This is a genomic window from Marinobacter sp., from assembly GCF_040904845.1.
Classification (GTDB): domain Bacteria; phylum Pseudomonadota; class Gammaproteobacteria; order Pseudomonadales; family Oleiphilaceae; genus Marinobacter.
Window position 1 is genome coordinate 1 of sequence record NZ_JBBDSR010000103.1, and the last position, 17,800, is coordinate 17,800.

Here is a 17,800-nt window from a genome sequence, read left to right on the forward strand (position 1 = left end):
GGTTGCCCCCACTAGCACCTGAAGCTAGCGTGTCTACCAATTTCACCACCTCGGCAGGTGATTTGCAGTTGCGCCTTTCGATAAGAATGGGGCGTTTCTGCCATCGCTGAGGGGCTGTCCCTCAACCGATGGCGCGTACTTTAATGATTCGATAAAAACCTGTCAATTATTTTTTTCTGGAAAATTTTCCGCAATTTAATTGCTTTATTTCGCCGCCGGTTAGGCAGCATGGACGATCCGGCGTTATACTCCTGAGCACATACAAATGAACCGCAGCGTGTCAGGTGCGGACAGGACAAGTATTCGAATGGTTTCAAGCAAAAAGACGGACAATGATCCGCACGCCGGTCGTGAGGCGGAAAAATACGACAACCCCATCCAGAGCCGGGAGTTCATCCTTGAACACCTCACCCAGCGTGGTGCGCCTGCAACCCACGAGACGCTGTGCAGCGAGCTTGGGCAGGAGTCCCCGGAAGGAATAGAGGCATTGCGTCGCCGGCTGATCGCCATGTGCCGCGATGGCCAGATGATCTGCAACCGTCGGGGTGCTTACCTGCCCATCGAAGAGGCGGATCTGGTCACCGGGCGCGTCGTCGGCCACAAAGACGGCTTCGGGTTTTTGATTCCGGATGATGGCGGCAGCGATCTGTTCCTGACCGCTCGCCAGATGCGCCAGGTATTTCACGGTGACCGGGTTGCCGCACGAGTGGATCGTGTCGACGACAAGGGGCGTCGCGAAGGGGTGATTGTGGAGGTGCTTGAGCACCGTACCGCTCAGACGGTTGGCCGGTTTTTCCAGGAAAGCGGCATCGGTTTTGTAGTGCCCGAGAACGCCCGCATCAATCATGAGGTGTTGGTGCCCCAGGAGAACTGCGGCGACGCGCGGCCCGGCCAGTATGTCGTGGTGGATATCATTCGCCAGCCGACGGTGCGCACCCAGCCTCTGGGTAAGATTGTCGAGGTGTTGGGCGAGCACATGGCCCCGGGTATGGAAATCGATGTGGCCATCCGCTCCTACGACATTCCGCACAGCTGGCCGCCCGCGGTGGGTGAGCAAACCGCACAGATCGCTGAAGAGGTGACTGAAAAGGATAAAGCCAACCGGGTGGATATCCGCAACCTGCGGCTGGTGACCATTGATGATGAGTCCGCCCGGGACTTTGACGACGCGGTCTATTGTGAACCTCGCCCACGCGGCGGTTACCGTCTGTTGGTGGCGATTGCCGATGTGTCCCATTACGTGCGGCCAGGTACGCCTCTGGACGATGAGGCCGTTAACCGCAGCACCTCGGTGTATTTCCCGGATCATGTAGTGCCGATGCTGCCGGAAAAACTGTCGAATGGCCTGTGTTCTCTGAACCCCGGGGTGGACCGGTTGTGCATGGTGGCGGATATGACCATCAGCGCGGCGGGCAACATCAGTGGTTACAGTTTTTATCAGGCGGTGATGTACAGCCACGCGCGGCTGACATACAACAAAGTCAGCTCGATGCTGGAGCATCCGGACACGGAACAGGGTTATAAACTGTGTGAGCAGTACGCGCATGTGTTGCCGCAACTGCACAATATCTATGGCCTGTATCAGCTGCTGCGCAAAGCCCGCTCCGAGCGTGGTGCCATTGATTTTGAGACCACGGAAACCAAGGTGGTGTTTGACGCCGATCGCAAGATCGAAGAAATCGTGCCGGTGCAGCGCAATGATGCCCACAAGATCATCGAGGAATGCATGCTGTGCGCGAACGTTGCCACCGCGCGGTTCCTCAAGAAACACAAACGGCCGGCCCTGTATCGGGTTCACGATGGTCCCTCGGAAGAGCGTCTGAACGCGGTAAGGTTGTTCCTGGGTGAGCTGGGCCTTCAGCTAGGTGGCGGAGACAGCCCGACGTCTGCGGATTATCGGGCGTTGCTGTCCCAGGTTTCGGATCGCTCCGATTTCAATGTCATTCAGACGGTTATGCTGAGGTCGCTCAGTCAGGCGGTCTACACGCCTGAAGAGGGGGGGCACTTTGGCCTGGGGTTTGCGGGCTATGCGCACTTTACCTCGCCGATCCGACGGTACCCGGATTTGGTTGCACACCGTGCCATCAAATCAGTGATTCACAGTGAAGAGGCCGCCAAAGACGTGGTCAAGCCGGCGAAGCGAGACCATGAGCTGGCGGAATATCCCTATGACCTGGCGAGCATGGAGCGGTTGGGGCAGCACACCTCCATGGCCGAGCGGCGCGCTGATGATGCCACCCGTGATGTGACGGCCTGGCTCAAGTGCGAATACCTCAGTGAGAACGTTGGGGAAGAGTTTGACGGGGTGATTGCCGCTGTTGTGCCGTTCGGTTTCTTCGTGGAGCTGTCTGGTGTTTACATTGAAGGGTTGGTTCATGTGTCGACCCTCAGTGGCGATTTTTTCCACCACGACGCGGCCAAGCACCGACTGATCGGTGAACACACCGCGCAGAGCTTCCGCCTCGGTGATGACGTGCGCGTCAAGCTGGTGCGTGTTGGCATGGAAGATCGCAAGATTGACCTTGAGTTGACCAGTGAGCCGCAGCACCGGCAGGCTGATCGGGATGCGCTCAATATCACCCGCAAGGAGCCCCGGGGCAAGGCAAAAGGCCGTGGCAAGGGTGCAGGCCGGGAGGGCAAGCCAAATACCCGCTCTGATACCCGCGAAAAGCCGGCGGCGAAGAAGCGTCCGGCCAAGGCCGCGGGGGATAAACCGAAAAGTCCGCCTGCCGGGAAGCCGAAGGCCGGAAAAAATGAGCCGATGTCTGCCCGGGATGAGTTGGTTGCACAGGCCGCCAAGCTGGCGTTGGGCAAGGACAAAAAACGGAAACCCGGCAAGTCAGGGAAATAACCAGTGTCCGAAGAGTTCATATTTGGATGGCACGCGGTAGAGGCGGTGCTCAAGCGCGAGCCGGAGCGGTTGCAGCAGGTCTGGATTCAGACCGGGCGCCAGGATCGCCGGGTAAAATCGATCACCGATGGGCTGGACAGTCTTGGGGTGCGCTGGAGCGTGGTGCACCGCAAGGAACTGGATGGGAAGGTCGCGGGCGTCCATCAGGGCGTTGTCGCGGCGGTCTCGGAGAGTCGCGAGTGGGGCGAGGATGACTTGATGGCGATGCTCGCCAGCGCTGACAAGCCGCCCTTTCTGCTGGTGCTGGACGGCGTGACCGATCCTCACAACCTGGGTGCCTGCATGCGCACCGCCGATGCGGTAGGTGTCCAGGCGGTGATTGTGCCCAAGGACAAATCCGCGACCTTGACACCGGTAGCCCGCAAGGTGGCCTGCGGCGCGGCTGAAACCGTGCCCTTTGTGCGGGTAACCAACCTGGCGCGCTGTCTGCGTACCCTGAAAGAGGAGGGTGTGTGGATGATCGGAACCGCCGGCGAGGCGGATTGCACCCTGTATCAGGCAAATTTCACCGGCCCGGTGGCGCTGATTATGGGTGCCGAGGGCAAGGGCATGCGGCGATTGACTCGCGAACACTGCGACACGCTGATTAACATTCCCATGCTGGGCCACGTTGACAGCCTGAATGTGTCGGTTGCCACAGGCGTCTGCCTGTACGAGGCTTTGCGCCAGAGGCTTGCATAGATCCCCTCACACGCCTAGAATACCGCACCCCTTTCTTTAGGGGCGGTGTTGTATTGCCCGAATAAACCGGCAGTTTGACTGCCACCTCCTTGCTTTCACATTTGACGGCCTTGGGTATGTTGACCAGTCGTTAAAAGGAAGCTGTATAAACCGTAGGGAGAACTCATGCGTCACTACGAAATCGTATTTATGGTACACCCTGATCAGAGCGAGCAAGTGCCCGCGATGATCGAGCGTTATACCGGCGTCATCACTGAAGATGGCGGCAAGGTACATCGCCTGGAAGATTGGGGCCGTCGTCACATGGCATACCCGATCAACAAGATTCATAAGGCTCACTATGTCCTGATGAACGTTGAATGTTCACAGGCAGCGATGGACGAGCTGACTCACAACTTCCGTTTCAACGATGCCATCATCCGCGACATGATTCTGCGCCGCGATGGTGCTGATATCGACCTGTCACCGATGAAAGCTTCTGAGTCCCGTGAAGACCGTCGTGGCGGTGATGATCGTCCGCGTCGTTCAGCTGAATCTTCTGAGGAGCGTCAGGAAACGCCCCAGGAAGAAAGTCAGAAAGCTGAAACCCAGGACGAAGAAGAGTAATTAACCGGAGTTGAGGAGTTACGTTATGGCTCGTTTTTTCAGACGTCGTAAGTTCTGCCGCTTCACGGCAGAAGGTGTTAAAGAGATCGATTACAAGGATCTGGACACCCTGAAAGGTTACATCACAGAAACTGGCAAAATCGTGCCCAGCCGTATCACCGGCACCAAAGCACGTTATCAGCGTCAGCTGGCTACCGCGATCAAGCGCGCCCGCTACCTGGCACTGCTGCCGTACTCGGACAGCCACGATAATTAATTAACAGATAAACAGGACTTGGGACCATGCGTGCACTGGCACAGTTTGTAATGCGCGGTCCCCTGCAGGCAGGCGGGGTTGCGGCAGTTACAACGGCCATACCCCTGCTGTTCTGGATTGGAGCTGCGGTGATCGGCCTGGTGATTCTCAGGCTGGGTATCGGCAAGGGGCTGAGCATCGGTCTCTGGGCATTACTTCCGGCACTGGGTTGGAGCTGGTTCGGGCAGGACCCGACGGCGCTGGCGGTGTTGCTTGAAGTGATGCTCATGGCTTCCATTCTCAGGCTGTCCCTGTCATGGGAAAAAGCCCTCCTCGGTGGGAGTTTCCTGGCGATTGTGACAGGGCTGATGTTGCCTGTGATCTACCCGGGGTTGCTGGACGATCTGGTCCGCACCGGGGTCAGTTTTTACGAACAGTACAATGCCGAAGTGGCCCGTAGTCTGGGCGATGAACTGGAAACAGTGATTCGGGAAACCATGAACGCCAGCATGGCCGGCACTTACCTGGTAACAGGGGTGGCAATGGTGATGATGGCAAGGTTCTGGCAGGCAGGGCTGTATAATCCTGGCGGATTTCGGAAAGAGTTTCACGCTTTCCAACTGTCACCGGTGGTGGCTGTACTGTGTGCCGTGACCATGGTGGTAGGGCCTCTTCTGGGGCTGAACTCCATGCTGTTGGTATGGGCCGCAGGCATGCCGCTGTTTGTGGCAGGCCTGGCGCTTGTTCATGGTCTGGCTGGTCGTAAAAATCTGAATGGGCAGTGGCTGTTGCTGTTTTATATAGCACTGGTGCTTCTGGGCCCAAGCCTGATGATTCTGTTAGTGGTTCTGGCGTTTGTGGATAGCTGGCTGAAAATCCGGGGGCGAATCAAACCCGCCGGACCGGCTGAATAAAGCACGAAGAGGTTAACGAGATGGAAGTTATTCTGCTCGAAAAAGTAGCAAACCTTGGTTCACTTGGTGACAAGGTAAAGGTAAAGGCCGGTTACGGTCGTAATTTTCTGCTGCCATACGGCAAGGCTGTTGCAGCAACCGCTGACAACCTGAAGGCCTTCGAAGAGCGCCGTGCCGAGTTGGAAAAGGCAGCCAACGAGAAGCTGAGCGCCGCCAAGAGCCGCGCTGAAGCCCTCGAAGGTGCGTCCTTTACCATCGGCTCCAAGGCTGGTGACGAAGGCAAGCTGTTCGGCTCAATCGGTGCGCGCGATATCGCGGATGCCGTGACTGCTGGTGGCACCGACGTCGAGAAGAGTGAAGTTCGTCTGCCCGAAGGTCCGCTGCGCGTGACTGGCGAGTACGACATCGAGCTGCAGCTGCACTCCGACGTGGTCGCTGAGATCAAGCTGGTTGTTGTCGCCGCGTAATCGGAGACAGCAGGGCACGCGAGCCAGGTAAATTCTGGGTCGCATGTTCAATGCCAGTGGTGTGCGCCACAGCGCCGGTGTAACCCGGCGCTGTGGTTTTACAGGCCCGGCCCCGCAGATGCGGGTTCCGGGCCTGTTGCTTTCTGATATGCTTCTGGTTTTGGCAGTGGCTCCCATCCGTAAAGCAAAGGGCCTACACTGTCGCAGACGCGATCCCTAACTGAAGACGTATTCATGGCCAATTCCAATTTCAAACCCGCGAAAACCGACCTGGAAACCAGCCGCATCAAAGTACCACCGCATTCAGTCGAGGCCGAGCAGGCCGTTCTGGGTGGCCTGATGCTGGATAACCGTCGGTTTGATGAAATCAGCGAGGTCATTTCCGCCGCTGATTTTTATCGTCAGGATCACCGTCTCATCTTTGGTGCCGCAGAAAGCCTGGCCGGTGAGAGTGAGCCCCTGGATGTGGTCACCCTGGCAGAATTTCTGGACCGGGCAGGTGACATTGAAGACGCGGGTGGATTGTCGTACCTGGCCGAGCTGGCCGAGAAAACGCCTGGGGCGGCGAATATTCGTGCCTATGCGGACATTGTCAAAGAGCGTTCGATCTTGCGAAGCCTTGTAGACGTGTCCGGGCAGATATCAGATTCCGCGTTTAACCCCCAAGGCAGGACCAGCGCAGAGGTGCTGGATGAGGCTGAGCGAAATGTGTTCAAGATTGCCGAGTCCCGAAGTAAAGAGGGCTCCGGACCTAAAATAATCAATCCGATTCTGACAAAAGCGCTCACGAAAATTGAGGAACTCTTTGAGTCTGGAGAGATGACCACCGGCCTTACGACCGGGTTCAATGATCTTGATGAATGGACCTCGGGCATGCAGCCCGCCGATCTGATTATCGTCGCAGGGCGGCCTTCGATGGGTAAAACCACGTTCGCCATGAACGTGGTTGAAAATGCGCTGATCAGCACCAGCACACCGATTCTGGTGTTCAGTATGGAAATGCCGGCCGATGCGCTGGCGATGCGAATGCTGTCGTCACTTGGTAGGATTGATCAGTCGAGAATCCGCAGTGGCAAGCTCGAAGAAGACGACTGGCCACGGCTGACGTCCGCTGTCAGCCTGCTCAAGGACAAGCCACTTTACATTGACGATACCCCCGGCCTGAGCCCGACGGAAATGCGCTCCCGCGCCCGCCGTATCGCTCGGGAAAACGATGGCCAGTTGGGTTTGATCATGGTGGATTATCTGCAGCTGATGCGGGTGCCAGGCAACACCGAAGGCCGCACGGCGGAAATATCGGAGATCTCCCGTTCATTGAAGGGTCTTGCGAAAGAGTTGAGCTGCCCGGTGATGGCGTTGTCGCAGTTGAACCGGAGCCTCGAGCAGCGCCCCAATAAGCGCCCGGTAAACTCCGACTTGCGGGAATCCGGCGCAATCGAGCAAGACGCGGACGTGATTATGTTTGTCTACCGTGATGAGGTATACAACGAGGACACCTCGGATAAGGGCATTGCCGAGATCATTATTGGTAAGCAGCGGAACGGTCCGATCGGGACGGTGCGGCTGGCGTTTATCGGCAAATACACCAAGTTCGAGGACTTGGCGCACGGTGCCTACGGCGATTACGGCGGCGATTACTGATGCCACGAAGCACCGTCGCGCGGATTGATACCGATGCCATTCGCCACAATTATCGATTGGCATGCAGGCGTGCGGGCGCTGCCCGGGCCATGGCTGTCATCAAGGCAGACGGTTACGGCCACGGCATTGCCAGGGTCGCCAGAGCGCTTGCAGAGGATGCGCCATGTTATGCGGTGGCGAGCCTGGAAGAAGCCCTGGCGGTGCGCAATGAAGGGCTGACGCAGCCTGTGGTGTTGCTGCAAGGCACCCACCAGCGTGACGATGTTGAGGTATGCGCTCGTGAGGGGTTCCAGCCGGTGCTCCACAGCGACTATCAACTGACCTGGCTGCAGGAAGCCTCTGAAAAGCCTTCGTACTGGCTGAAAGTGAATACCGGCATGAACCGCATCGGCTTTGCGCCCGAAAGCCTTGCTACCCGGGTGGATGCGCTGATGGCGGTGCCCGTGTTTGCATCGACATTGCAGGGTTTTATGACCCATTTTGCCTGTGCCGACGATGCCTCCAGTCCGGAAACGGAGGAACAAACCCGTCGGTTTGAGGCCGCCGTGGCCCCCTGGCCCGACCTGCAAAGGAGTGTTGGTAATTCGGCGGCGCATTTTTTGCCCGGTCAGGCACTGTTCGACTGGAGCCGTCCGGGCATCATGCTCTATGGGGCATCACCGGTGTTGGCGCAAACCGGACCCGAGCTTGGGCTGCAGGCCGCGATGACACTGGAGGCACCGCTGATCGCCACGCGCTGGCTGAAAACAGGTGACTGCGTGGGCTATGGCGGCACCTGGGTGGCTGATCGGGATACACGGATGGGTATTGTTGCCGTAGGCTACGGTGATGGTTATCCGCGCCACGCGGGAACCGATACCCCAGCTGCCGTGGGAGGCAAGCGTATCCGGCTGATCGGCCGGGTGTCCATGGACATGCTCGCAGTCGACCTTTCAGCAGCACCGGATGCGCAGGAAGGCGATGCGGTCGAGTTATGGGGTGGCCAGGTCAGTGTTGATGAGGTTGCCAGCCATGCGGGTACGATAGGATACGAGCTGTTGACGGGGGTAACAGCCCGGGTTCCCAGGCTGTATCGGTAAAGCGGCAAGCCCCTCAGGCAGCGGTTTCAGGCTCATGGATGATTTCCTCGATGAAGTCGAGGATGGCACCCAGGCTGCGGTCGTCCAGTTTTTTCAGGACCTTGTGAACCACCATTTTACTGCCCTTGAGCATGCTGCTGATGCCCACTTTGGCCATCCCCATCATCATGCTGCTGGCGTTCAGTCGGCGTAGTGGTTCAAGGAAAAAGAAGTCGAGACCGTCATCGGTCATCTCGACGATCAGGTTATAGAGCTTGTCGATGGCCTCTTTATCGGCCTTGCCACGTTCCCGCAGCTCGCCAACAGTGTAGAGCGCCCGGGTTCGGAGCTCATCGGATATAGGGGCTACAATATGGCTTTGTTGTTTCAGCATGTCGGTTCCTGTTGTTGTATGCTCATCGGGATTCTGTGAAATCAGTTTCCGTGTATTGTAAGACGGGAACCGTCTGTGCCATTGGCTTGAGTGGAACGGGGTGGCCGTCACATCAGTGAAATTGCGGGAGGCGTTGGACGCTTGTGCATGTTGTAGTAGTTCATGATTATGGCCCGCTGGGCAAGGTTTTGCTTGAGCGATTGCGGGAGACGCCGTTGCAGGTCAGCCCCCTGCTGGTCAGTGACCCGCGCCGGGCGGACCTGTCAGCGCTGGAAAGCTGGATACCGCCGGACACCGACCTGATTGTCAACGCGCTCTGGCTGACCGACCCTGAGGTGGCTGAGCAAGATCCGGAAGGCGCGCATCTGGCGGCGTTTTCGTTGCCTATTGCTCTCGCGGAGTTTGCCCGGGATCGCAATGTGGCGCTGCTGCAACTGTCTTCCTGTTACGTATTCGATGGCCGTAAGCAAAGCGCGTACATCTCCTCGAACCCCGGGCAGCCCTTTAACGAGCTGGGCAACTGGCAGTGGGAGTGTGAGCAGGCGTTAAGGACCTTGTTGCCGCGGCACATCATCCTGAGAACCGGCTGGAGCCTCGGGCGTTTTATTCGCAAGATGCAAAAAAGTACCGGTTCCAGTGACATTCTCCACCTGCCGGGGCGTTGCCGGGGTCAACCTGTGACGGTAAGGGATCTGGCGCGGGTGATGACGGCCATCATTCTGCAATTGGACTGTGGTGCGGAGGTCTGGGGCACCTATCAATACGCGGGCGCGGAAGAGATCACGCTGTATGAGCTGGGTCTGGCCATTGCCGGGTTGCCGGGGATACCGGCGGGTATTCGCGTGGTGGACCATGTGCCGGATTGGGCCACCCACGAGCCGGCCAATGCGACCTTGATCTGCACCAAAATTCGCAACACATTCGGCATCAAGCAGTTGCCCTGGCGCTCCGGCCTGTCAGAGGAACTGGACACGTTGGCCAGAGATTAATGCCGCTGGCGGGCCGGCTTAATCCGCTGCTGTGGCGTCGGCCACTTCTCTCTTTTCCTGCTCAATCATCGCCGGTGTTTCCAGGGAGATCCGCCCAAGGGTTCCGGCACGGAACTCGTTCAACAAGACTTCGGACACTTTGTGCAGGTCAGGGATGCCGCCCCGGGCGAAAAACCGGCGTCTGGCCGCTATGGCGTCCATCAAGGCCAGCCCATCCTGGGGCGTTTCTTCCAGCCCGTACCGTTTGAGTACCTGGTCCGGGTAGGCCTGCAGCAAGTAATCCGCCTCGAACATTGCGATGTCTTCAAAATCGAGCACGGCGGCGCGTATGGCTCCGGTGATTGCCAATCGATATCCACAGGCTTCGGGTGACAGCTTCGGCCATAAAAAGCCGGGTGTGTCGTAAAGCAGGATGTTGTCAGGCAGTTTGATGGCCTGCTGGGCCCGGGTCACTGCCGGCTCATTACCGGTCTTGGCGGCGGGTCGACCGGCCAGGGTGTTGATCAGGGTGGATTTGCCGACGTTCGGAATGCCCAGAATCATCACCCGTAACGCGCTTTTCTGACGGTCATGCCCGGGCGTCATGTCGGCGGCCAATCTGAGGATGTCCAGCGCCTCAGTCCGCTGGTTATGGGTGAGGGTAATGGTGCGAACCCCTCGCTCCTTTTCCAGCCAGGTCTGCCATTCAGCGGTCACGGCGGGGTCAGCCAGGTCACGTTTGTTGAGGACCTTGATCAGCGGGGTATCACCGCGCAGGCTCGGCACCAGCGGGTTTTCGCTGCTAAAAGGAATGCGGGCGTCTAGAACCTCGATAATCAGGTCCATCTGCGGCATTACCTTTTTGATTTCCTTGCGGGCCTTGTGCATGTGGCCGGGAAACCAGTTAATGGCCATGTTGTGACTCCAGAGTAGGCTGAGCGGCGTATTATGGACGGGAATGACCAAATTTTCACATTTGTTTGAAGCCGCTGGTGCTGCGGCATTGCGCCGGTTCAGGTGACACTTGTGTACAAAAACAGGGGGTATCGGGATGAAAGCCAAAGGTGTTTTGTTTTAGGGTGTACGTCCTGAAACGAGAAACCTATAACGCTCAGCGATTTGACGCTGTATTCCGCGACCTACAACGGAGAACATTATGAAGCTTGTAAAACTGTTTGGTATCGCTCTGCTGACCATCGGTCTGGCTGGCCCGGCCATGGCACAGGACATGAGTGCACAACAGCCCGGCGCTGGCGGTGGCCAGGGAGATCAGGTTGATCAACTGGCAGAGCTGGTCGGATTGAGCGATGATCAGCAGAAAGAGATCCGCGGCATCATTGAAGAAATGCAGGGCGAAATCCAGAGCCTGCAGGGCGAAGCTCAGCAGCTTCAGCAGTCCATTCAGAGCCAGATCAAGCCGGACTACGACGAAGATAAAATTCGTGACGACGCCGAGCAGTTGGGTGATCTGACCGGTGAAATGACTGCGCTGTCCACTTTGATGCAGGCCAAAGTAGACGCCGTGTTTACCGAAGAGCAGCGTAACGAGCTCGACAAGCGTATGCAGCAAATGCAGCAACAGCAGCAGCAAATGCAACGGCAGATGCAGCAGCAACAGCGTCAGTAAAGCGTCCGTTGCAAAAACCGCCGGTGGCCTCAGGCCATCGGCGGTTTTTTTATGTCTGCATAAACGCCACCTTTGAGCTCCCTCTCAAAACCGGAAGTTAAAAGCATGGCTATGCCCCCGAGCCTGCCCCGGCCCCGAACGGCTTCAGCAGCACGATCAGGCGAGGCAACAACGTCAGGGCACCGGCCAGGGCCATGAACATGGCGAAGCCGGTGAACAGGCCGAAGTAGATGGTCGGTATGAAGTTCGACAGCACCAGAATCGAGAAGCCGGTGATGATGGTCAGTGAGGTGTAGAACATCGCGCGGCCGATGCTGCGGTGGCAGCGGTGCATGGTGGCGATGTAATCGCCGTCTTTGGTGAACTCGGTTTTGAAGCGATGAATGTAGTGGATGGTGTCGTCCACCGCGATACCCACGGTGATGGCTGCGACGGTAATGGTCATCATGTCCAGCGGAATGCCCAGCCAGCCCATCAGGCCCAACACGGAGCCGGCGGCGATCAGGTTCGGGGCCATGCCGATCAGCGCCAGCAACAATGAGCGGAACAGAATCAGGAACATGATCATTATGGCCAGGAACACGATGCCCAGTGTCTTGATCTGGGAGTCGAACAGGCTTTGCAGCATGTTGTTGTACATCACGGTCATGCCGGTGAAGAGCACCTGATCCTCCCCGAAGCCGAGCTCGTCGGTGAGGTGGCTGTGAATGGTGTCGAGCAATTCCTGACGGCGTAACTCCGGGAGGGTCTCGAGGATGCGAATGCTGAAGCGTGCCTCGTCGTGCTCCTCGGAAATGTAGGGCGTCAGCAGAATGTCCTGCAGGACCTCCGGCACGGCGGACGGTACAAACGCCAGCTCGAGAGCGTTCAGCGGCTCACCGCCGTTAACCTGTGCCAGCAGGTCCAGGGTGGTGGTGATGGACAGCACCTTGCCGGTTTCCTTCAAACTGTCCAGATAGTCGTGAACGCCCCGCAGCCGGTCCATTTTCTGGTACGTGAACCAGGTATCCCGGTATTCGGATTCTTCGCCGCAATCGTCCACGAACGGATCGCAATCACTGGCGAAGGGGTCACCCGAGCCTGCATTTTCCGGGGGCGGGTCGTCGGTGATTACCACATCCAGCGGCGTGGTACCGCCCAGGCGATCATCGATGGTGAGCATGCCCTGATGTATTTCGGTGTCGGATTTGAAGTAATCAATAAAGCTGTTTTCGACCGTGAGTCGGTTCATGCCCGCCACGCACAGCACCGCGATGGCGGCTGAGCCGACCAGAACCAGCTTGCCGTGATGTTCGGTAAAGCGGGCAAAGGCATCGGTGAAGGGCACCCTGTCGGAGCTGACATAGCGGTCAACGGGTGGGGGTAACAGGGCCAGTAACGCCGGGAAAATCAGGAAGGTCACCAGAAACGCCACGGTCAGGCCGAGGGTCATCATCCAGCCGAAATCGATCACCGGGCGGATACCGCTGAACGTCAGCGAGCCAAAGGCGACAATGGTGGTGATGGCCATATAGAAACACGGTTTGATCATTGCCAGCAGCGTGCGGCGCAGCGTGTCCTTGTGGAAAGCCTGGGGATCGTCGTGTTGGAATTCGCGGTAACGGACGATCAGGTGAATGGTCAGCGACAGCGTCATGATCAGCAACAAGGACACCACATTGGACGAGATCACCGTGACCGGCCATTGCGCCCAGGACAGGTAACCGATCACCAGCCACACGGTGAAGGTGCAGCACAGCAACGGTGCCAGTACCCAGCGCCACTGGCGGAAGATGATGGCCAGGGTCAGCAACAGGAAAATCAGCACGCCAATGCCGAACGTCGACAGGTCATTTTCAATGAACTGGATCATGTCCGCGACGATCATCGGTACGCCGCCGAGGTAGATTTCGGCGTTGTCGCGGTAGTTATCAAGGATGGTGCGGACCTGCTCAATGGTCTGTTCCCGCTCCGCGCCCTGTTGCTCGGTAAAGCGGATGAACTCATCGCTGATGCGCTCCAGAGCCTGCTGGTCGTCGGCACTGGCATCATTGTTGGCCACCTTGTCCCGAAGTCGCTCCCGCTCGTTGAGCAGCTCGAAATAGCGCTCAGGCGTCGGCAGGTTGACCTGAATGGCGGTGGTGCCTGCGTCTTTGCTGATCAGCAGGTTGGGATACATGGGGTTGCTGAGTAACGACTCCCTGGCTGTGTCCGGTGCCACGTCGTCGCCGTCCATGGTTTTGATTTCCGAGTCGACCGTATCCAGGGTCAGGTCGGGGCTGTGAAGCAGCGGCACGTTAAGAATGCTGTTGGTGGAGCTGACGGTGTCCAGCGCCTCCAGTTCATCCCGGAGTTGTCGCAGGGTGTCCAGAGTGTCGGTGCTGAACAGGTCGCTGCTGGGCGTGAAGGTGACCACCAGAAAGTCGTCGGAGGTGGTGAAGCGCTGGTTGACCTCGCGGTACTGCTCCAGTGACCGGTCATTTTCCAGTACCAGCGATTCCGCCGAGGCGTCGAGCCGGAATTGGTCCAGGCGAAGACTGGCGACTACCAGAAGGAGTCCGAATACGAGAAGAACGGCAATCGGATGACGAAGGATCAGCCGGTCGTAGAGGGAACGGATCGGGGTCATTGGCACAGTTTCCACACGGTTACAAAACGAGTGCAGAGTGTGCCACAAACCGTCAGTGGACTGTGACCCTGTTTGAGGCCTCTTCGCAGAGGCCGGTCCGGTTTTTCAGTCGACCGCCTTGACCGGAATCTGTTGTGCGTTGGAAGCGGGTACCGCCGGAACCGCGAGGCCGAGGTTGTTCTTATCGAATACCCGGTCGGCGCGGTAGCTGGAACGCACCATCGGGCCGGAGGGCACTTCCATGAAGCCTTTCTCGAGACCAATGTCGCGATAGCGGTTGAATTCTTCCGGTGTGACGTAGCGTTCCACCGGCAGATGGTTTGGGGTAGGGCGCAGGTACTGGCCAAGAGTGAGGATGTCCACGCCAATGGCACGCAGGTCGTCCATGGCTTCCTGCACTTCTTCGTCCGTTTCGCCAAGGCCCAGCATCAGGCTGGTCTTGGTGATGACACCGGGGCGGTGTTGCTTGGCGTGGGCCAGCACGCTCAGGGTTTTCTCATAGCCGGCGCGGGGGTCGCGGACACGGCCGGTCAGTCGTCGCACGGTTTCCACGTTCTGGGCAAACACATCCAGCCCGGAATCCACCACCTTTTCCACGTGGGGCATGACGGCGTCAAAATCCGGGGTCAGTGCCTCAACGGCGACTTCGGGAGTGCGCTGTTTGATCGCCGATACGCAGGCGGCGTAGTGGGCGGCACCGCCATCGTCCAGGTCGTCACGGTCGACCGAGGTCAGCACAATATAGCGCAGCCCCATCAGTTCTACGGACTTGGCGGTGTTTTCCGGTTCTTCCGCGTCCAGCCAGCCCTTGGGGTTGCCGGTATCCACCGCGCAGAATTTGCAGGCGCGGGTGCACACCGAACCCATCACCATGATGGTGGCCGTGCCGTTCGCCCAGCACTCGCCAATATTGGGGCAGTGGGACTCCTGGCAGACCGTGCTCAGGCGGTGTTCGCTGACGTTCTTGCGCACGGCCTCGTACCGTTCCCCGCCGGGCATGCGTGCCCGCAGCCACTTGGGTTTCCGCTCCACTGGGATGGCTTCCCGGCTGGATGACTGTTTCACGCCATCCTTGATGGCTGAGAAGCCATGCTCATTGCGGAATTTGGAACCACTGGTGACGCGCGGTTTTGTGGTGTCGCTCATTACAACCGGACTCTCGTAAAAACTTGGGGAGCCTTAAAGGGTAAAGCGCCGGCGTGGCAGTTACAAGGCGGATAAGGGCAATCACGGGGTTATTGGAGGGATAACGGGCATGACTTTCGTCGCAACCGTTGACCTTTGTCAACTGTCCTTGCCGTTGTCTGTTTGTTATCGGGTTAGGCTCTCGAGTATGGCACACGGAATGGAACCGTAGCAGGGCATCTGGCGTGAAACGAGTACCGCCAGTATCGTATAGATCATTATGATTATGGCGGCGCAGGAAGTGCCGGGAATCAGGCCGGTGTTCACTCACTGAAGAGAGAGTCTCCATGAATACGAAAATGATTCGTTCCACTGTGATTGCAACAGGTATTGTTCTGGCCGGAAGTCTGTCGACGACGCCGGCTTGGGCTCAGTCTGAAGCCGCAGATAATGCCAAGCGAGCTGCGGAAATGTCTGAAAGAGGCAAAGGCAAGGCTCGTGAAGCTCAGGAGAAAGGTAAAGACGCCCGTAATAAGGGCAAGGAAAAAGCGGCCGACATGCGCGAGCGTGGGGAAGACGAGGCCGAGCGCAATCGCGAGCGTGGGGAAGCCGAATCAGAGCGTGCCCGCGAGCGCGCGGAAAGGACTGAAGAAAGAGCAGAGAAAGCCCGGGAACAGGCGCAGGCTTCCAACCGGGATAATGAAAACCGCAAGGCTGACCCGGCTTCAAAAGGTAGTGAAAAGGGACAGGCCCAGAAACAGGAAAAGGCTCAGGCCTGGTGGAATTTCTGGGACTGACCTGATCAGGGAGAAGGCCGGTCGGCTATGCCATCCGGCCTTCTCCTGTTCCCGGAATCAGTGCCCCGCTGTCATGTCACAAACAAAAAAGCCCGACTCGTGAAAGTCGGGCTTTTCGAATACTGGTAGCAAGGGGCGGAGTCGAACCGCCGACCCCGGCATTATGAGTGCCGAGTAAAGCTCAGGCACCCCTACCAATACCAGTCAAAACAGATATCTACAAAGTATAAAAGTATCAATAACAAGCTATAACCACCAAAGCAGGGGGCAAAGGGACAAAGAGAGAATTACAATTCCCCCCCAACTTAGAGCAAGTATTTACCAATGCTCACGGCTCAAAATCAAAGGGCATCGCAGAATGCCCCGCCTTCTCACCACTCTACGCTAAACGATATCCAGTCCCTGAGACAATGCAAGGGTAAACCCGCAAGGGCGCAAAAAACGCGCCCTTGCATTGTCTCAGGGACTGGAAGTGGAGCGCGTGCGAGCGGTGACGATGACGAGGGCATATCAGCTAACTACGATACTTGATACTCAATGACATCTTCAGCAAAAACCTCACAATGGTAGCCATGAGGAGGCACCGAAGACCACCCAAACTCACGGATAAGAAACTGAAGCTTTAACGGACCCTCAGCACCTGCAGGTAGCACAAGCCCGACGACATGCCCGGAAACGCTATACTTTTGAAACTCTGGTGGTGCTTCCTGCATCAAAACCGTAAATGAGACCTTTTTGCCGTTTAACCGCATAGCTTCTGATGAATCAATCATGTTCCCTCCTAAGATATCGCTCTATAGCTGCTCGAATATGAAACGCCTGACTTTCCCCAGTACGTTCCGAAAGAAGTTTTAACTGTTCTATCTGTCCTAGCGTCAAATGAACTAAAAACGGCCGCTTCAAAGGCTTTGACACAGCTGTAGTGTGTCTCCGACTAGGTGGTGACCGGTCTGATATCTCTTTAGACTTAGATTGACCAGATGGCCCCTCAGAGGGCACAGGACGATGACCAGTAATAGACTCAGCTCTATCGAAGGCCTCACCCAAATTTTTACCAGTAACCTTCACAGTAGTCCCGGCCTTGTAGTATTCAATCGAATCTAAATAAACCGAATCTTGCCCTTTATCTCCCAGCCCATTGAAAAAAATCTGAGCATGCTTACGACCTTTGCAAATATGGCTTTCATACAAGTATTGAATCGCCTTCCTGCGTTGAGATTTTGTAAGCTTCAAACCACGACCCTCAGCTGCTGCAGAACCTATATATATCCTATATACGTTAATGATAGGTCGAAAAACGACAGAAAACAATACCTATATAGGTTTACTGATATTATCTGACGCTTTTTGACGTTTTCAATGTTCTTTTATAAGACGTGCTACAAGGACGTCTATCAGGAACGCGCGCCGCGCCCGGCCCAACTACGTTTGGTCCGTGCGCACGCGCGTAGGCAGCGTTAGAGCGATGAGTTAACAGCAGTACGGAAGAATGGTTAAAGACAAAGAGACAAACAGAAGAAAGGGCGGGCCGGTTAGCGGCCCGGATTTGTTTCCGTCGATGATATGGAGTCGCCTGAAACGCCGTGTGCGTTGCTGAGCACTCCCATTATACCGACATGCTCGGCCCGTCAAGGACAAGCGCATGCGTGATAAATCATCCTTGACGGGCTTCCGCGTGTCGGTCTCATGAGAGCACACAGAAACGCCCACTCCGGGCTAACACGAGGTGCTCAACATGGAATCAAACAACTATCTCAAGATCGACAAC

The 17,800-nt window shown here is 57.1% G+C and carries 16 protein-coding genes; 11 read left to right on the forward strand and 5 right to left on the reverse strand.

The genetic code is table 11. The features are described from left to right. Positions 1-307 precede the first annotated feature (307 nt). The 8 genes from rnr (at position 308) to alr (ending at position 8,534) form a co-directional block, all read left to right on the forward strand. Positions 308-2,851, forward strand: coding sequence for a ribonuclease R (gene rnr / locus WD429_RS12960; RefSeq protein WP_368422599.1), 2,544 nt, complete (start codon positions 308-310; stop codon positions 2,849-2,851). 3 nt (positions 2,852-2,854) lie between these two features. Continuing rightward, positions 2,855-3,592: a 23S rRNA (guanosine(2251)-2'-O)-methyltransferase RlmB gene (rlmB, locus tag WD429_RS12965; RefSeq protein WP_368422600.1), complete on the forward strand. Its 738-nt coding sequence runs from the start codon at positions 2,855-2,857 to the stop codon at positions 3,590-3,592. Positions 3,593-3,757: 165 nt separating this feature from the next. Continuing rightward, complete coding sequence (gene rpsF, locus WD429_RS12970; RefSeq protein ID WP_368422601.1) at positions 3,758-4,198, forward strand: 30S ribosomal protein S6; 441 nt, start codon at positions 3,758-3,760, stop codon at positions 4,196-4,198. 25 nt (positions 4,199-4,223) lie between these two features. Further along, positions 4,224-4,454 carry a 30S ribosomal protein S18 gene (gene rpsR / locus WD429_RS12975; protein ID WP_007154918.1) on the forward strand — a complete coding sequence of 77 codons (231 nt, stop codon included), beginning with the start codon at positions 4,224-4,226 and terminating at the stop codon, positions 4,452-4,454. Between the two features lie 26 nt (positions 4,455-4,480). After that, entirely contained in the window at positions 4,481-5,347 is an 867-nt protein-coding gene (locus WD429_RS12980; protein ID WP_368422602.1) for a hypothetical protein, read from the forward strand. A 20-nt stretch (positions 5,348-5,367) separates the two neighbouring features. Further along, positions 5,368-5,814: a 50S ribosomal protein L9 gene (rplI, locus tag WD429_RS12985; RefSeq protein ID WP_368422603.1), complete on the forward strand. Its 447-nt coding sequence runs from the start codon at positions 5,368-5,370 to the stop codon at positions 5,812-5,814. Between the two features lie 234 nt (positions 5,815-6,048). Continuing rightward, positions 6,049-7,455 carry a replicative DNA helicase gene (dnaB, locus tag WD429_RS12990; RefSeq protein WP_368422604.1) on the forward strand — a complete coding sequence of 469 codons (1,407 nt, stop codon included), beginning with the start codon at positions 6,049-6,051 and terminating at the stop codon, positions 7,453-7,455. Beyond that, positions 7,455-8,534 (forward strand): alanine racemase, encoded by a 1,080-nt coding sequence (gene alr / locus WD429_RS12995; RefSeq protein ID WP_368422605.1) that lies wholly within the window; start codon positions 7,455-7,457, stop codon positions 8,532-8,534. Before dnaB ends, alr begins: the two co-directional genes overlap by 1 nt. Positions 8,535-8,547: 13 nt before the next feature. Here the strand turns inward: alr and WD429_RS13000 are convergent, their stop codons facing one another. Further along, on the reverse strand, positions 8,548-8,907 hold the full coding sequence (locus WD429_RS13000; protein WP_368422606.1) for a hypothetical protein: 360 nt from the start codon (positions 8,905-8,907) through the stop codon (positions 8,548-8,550). Positions 8,908-9,050: 143 nt separating this feature from the next. Here WD429_RS13000 and WD429_RS13005 point away from each other — a divergent pair, with 143 nt between their 5' ends. After that, positions 9,051-9,896, forward strand: a complete 846-nt coding sequence (locus WD429_RS13005; protein ID WP_368422607.1) for a sugar nucleotide-binding protein — start codon at positions 9,051-9,053, stop codon at positions 9,894-9,896. 18 nt (positions 9,897-9,914) lie between these two features. Here WD429_RS13005 and ylqF read toward each other — a convergent pair whose 3' ends face one another. After that, positions 9,915-10,790 (reverse strand): ribosome biogenesis GTPase YlqF, encoded by an 876-nt coding sequence (gene ylqF / locus WD429_RS13010; RefSeq protein WP_368422608.1) that lies wholly within the window; start codon positions 10,788-10,790, stop codon positions 9,915-9,917. 241 nt (positions 10,791-11,031) lie between these two features. Between ylqF and WD429_RS13015 the strand changes: the two genes are divergently transcribed. After that, entirely contained in the window at positions 11,032-11,502 is a 471-nt protein-coding gene (locus WD429_RS13015) for a Spy/CpxP family protein refolding chaperone (protein WP_368422609.1), read from the forward strand. 109 nt (positions 11,503-11,611) lie between these two features. Here WD429_RS13015 and WD429_RS13020 read toward each other — a convergent pair whose 3' ends face one another. Both WD429_RS13020 and lipA read right to left on the reverse strand, forming a co-directional pair. Continuing rightward, positions 11,612-14,110 (reverse strand): RND family transporter, encoded by a 2,499-nt coding sequence (locus WD429_RS13020; protein ID WP_368422610.1) that lies wholly within the window; start codon positions 14,108-14,110, stop codon positions 11,612-11,614. A gap of 105 nt (positions 14,111-14,215) precedes the next feature. Next, positions 14,216-15,256, reverse strand: a complete 1,041-nt coding sequence (gene lipA, locus WD429_RS13025) for a lipoyl synthase (protein WP_368422611.1) — start codon at positions 15,254-15,256, stop codon at positions 14,216-14,218. A gap of 326 nt (positions 15,257-15,582) precedes the next feature. On the opposite strand from lipA, the gene WD429_RS13030 reads away from it, so the two are divergent. Beyond that, positions 15,583-16,032, forward strand: coding sequence for a hypothetical protein (locus WD429_RS13030; protein WP_368422612.1), 450 nt, complete (start codon positions 15,583-15,585; stop codon positions 16,030-16,032). 518 nt (positions 16,033-16,550) lie between these two features. Here the strand turns inward: WD429_RS13030 and WD429_RS13035 are convergent. Then, entirely contained in the window at positions 16,551-16,805 is a 255-nt protein-coding gene (locus tag WD429_RS13035) for a hypothetical protein (protein WP_368422613.1), read from the reverse strand. Positions 16,806-17,800 lie beyond the last annotated feature (995 nt).

Coding starts and splice junctions, on each gene's coding strand:
- rnr (WP_368422599.1), top strand. CDS start 308: ATGGTTTCAAGCAAAAAGACGGACAATGATCCGCACGCCGGTCGTGAG.
- rpsF (WP_368422601.1), top strand. CDS start 3,758: ATGCGTCACTACGAAATCGTATTTATGGTACACCCTGATCAGAGCGAG.
- rpsR (WP_007154918.1), top strand. CDS start 4,224: ATGGCTCGTTTTTTCAGACGTCGTAAGTTCTGCCGCTTCACGGCAGAA.
- WD429_RS12980 (WP_368422602.1), top strand. CDS start 4,481: ATGCGTGCACTGGCACAGTTTGTAATGCGCGGTCCCCTGCAGGCAGGC.
- rplI (WP_368422603.1), top strand. CDS start 5,368: ATGGAAGTTATTCTGCTCGAAAAAGTAGCAAACCTTGGTTCACTTGGT.
- dnaB (WP_368422604.1), top strand. CDS start 6,049: ATGGCCAATTCCAATTTCAAACCCGCGAAAACCGACCTGGAAACCAGC.
- alr (WP_368422605.1), top strand. CDS start 7,455: ATGCCACGAAGCACCGTCGCGCGGATTGATACCGATGCCATTCGCCAC.
- WD429_RS13000 (WP_368422606.1), bottom strand. CDS start 8,907: ATGCTGAAACAACAAAGCCATATTGTAGCCCCTATATCCGATGAGCTC.
- ylqF (WP_368422608.1), bottom strand. CDS start 10,790: ATGGCCATTAACTGGTTTCCCGGCCACATGCACAAGGCCCGCAAGGAA.
- WD429_RS13015 (WP_368422609.1), top strand. CDS start 11,032: ATGAAGCTTGTAAAACTGTTTGGTATCGCTCTGCTGACCATCGGTCTG.
- WD429_RS13020 (WP_368422610.1), bottom strand. CDS start 14,110: ATGACCCCGATCCGTTCCCTCTACGACCGGCTGATCCTTCGTCATCCG.
- lipA (WP_368422611.1), bottom strand. CDS start 15,256: ATGAGCGACACCACAAAACCGCGCGTCACCAGTGGTTCCAAATTCCGC.
- WD429_RS13030 (WP_368422612.1), top strand. CDS start 15,583: ATGAATACGAAAATGATTCGTTCCACTGTGATTGCAACAGGTATTGTT.
- WD429_RS13035 (WP_368422613.1), bottom strand. CDS start 16,805: ATGATTGATTCATCAGAAGCTATGCGGTTAAACGGCAAAAAGGTCTCA.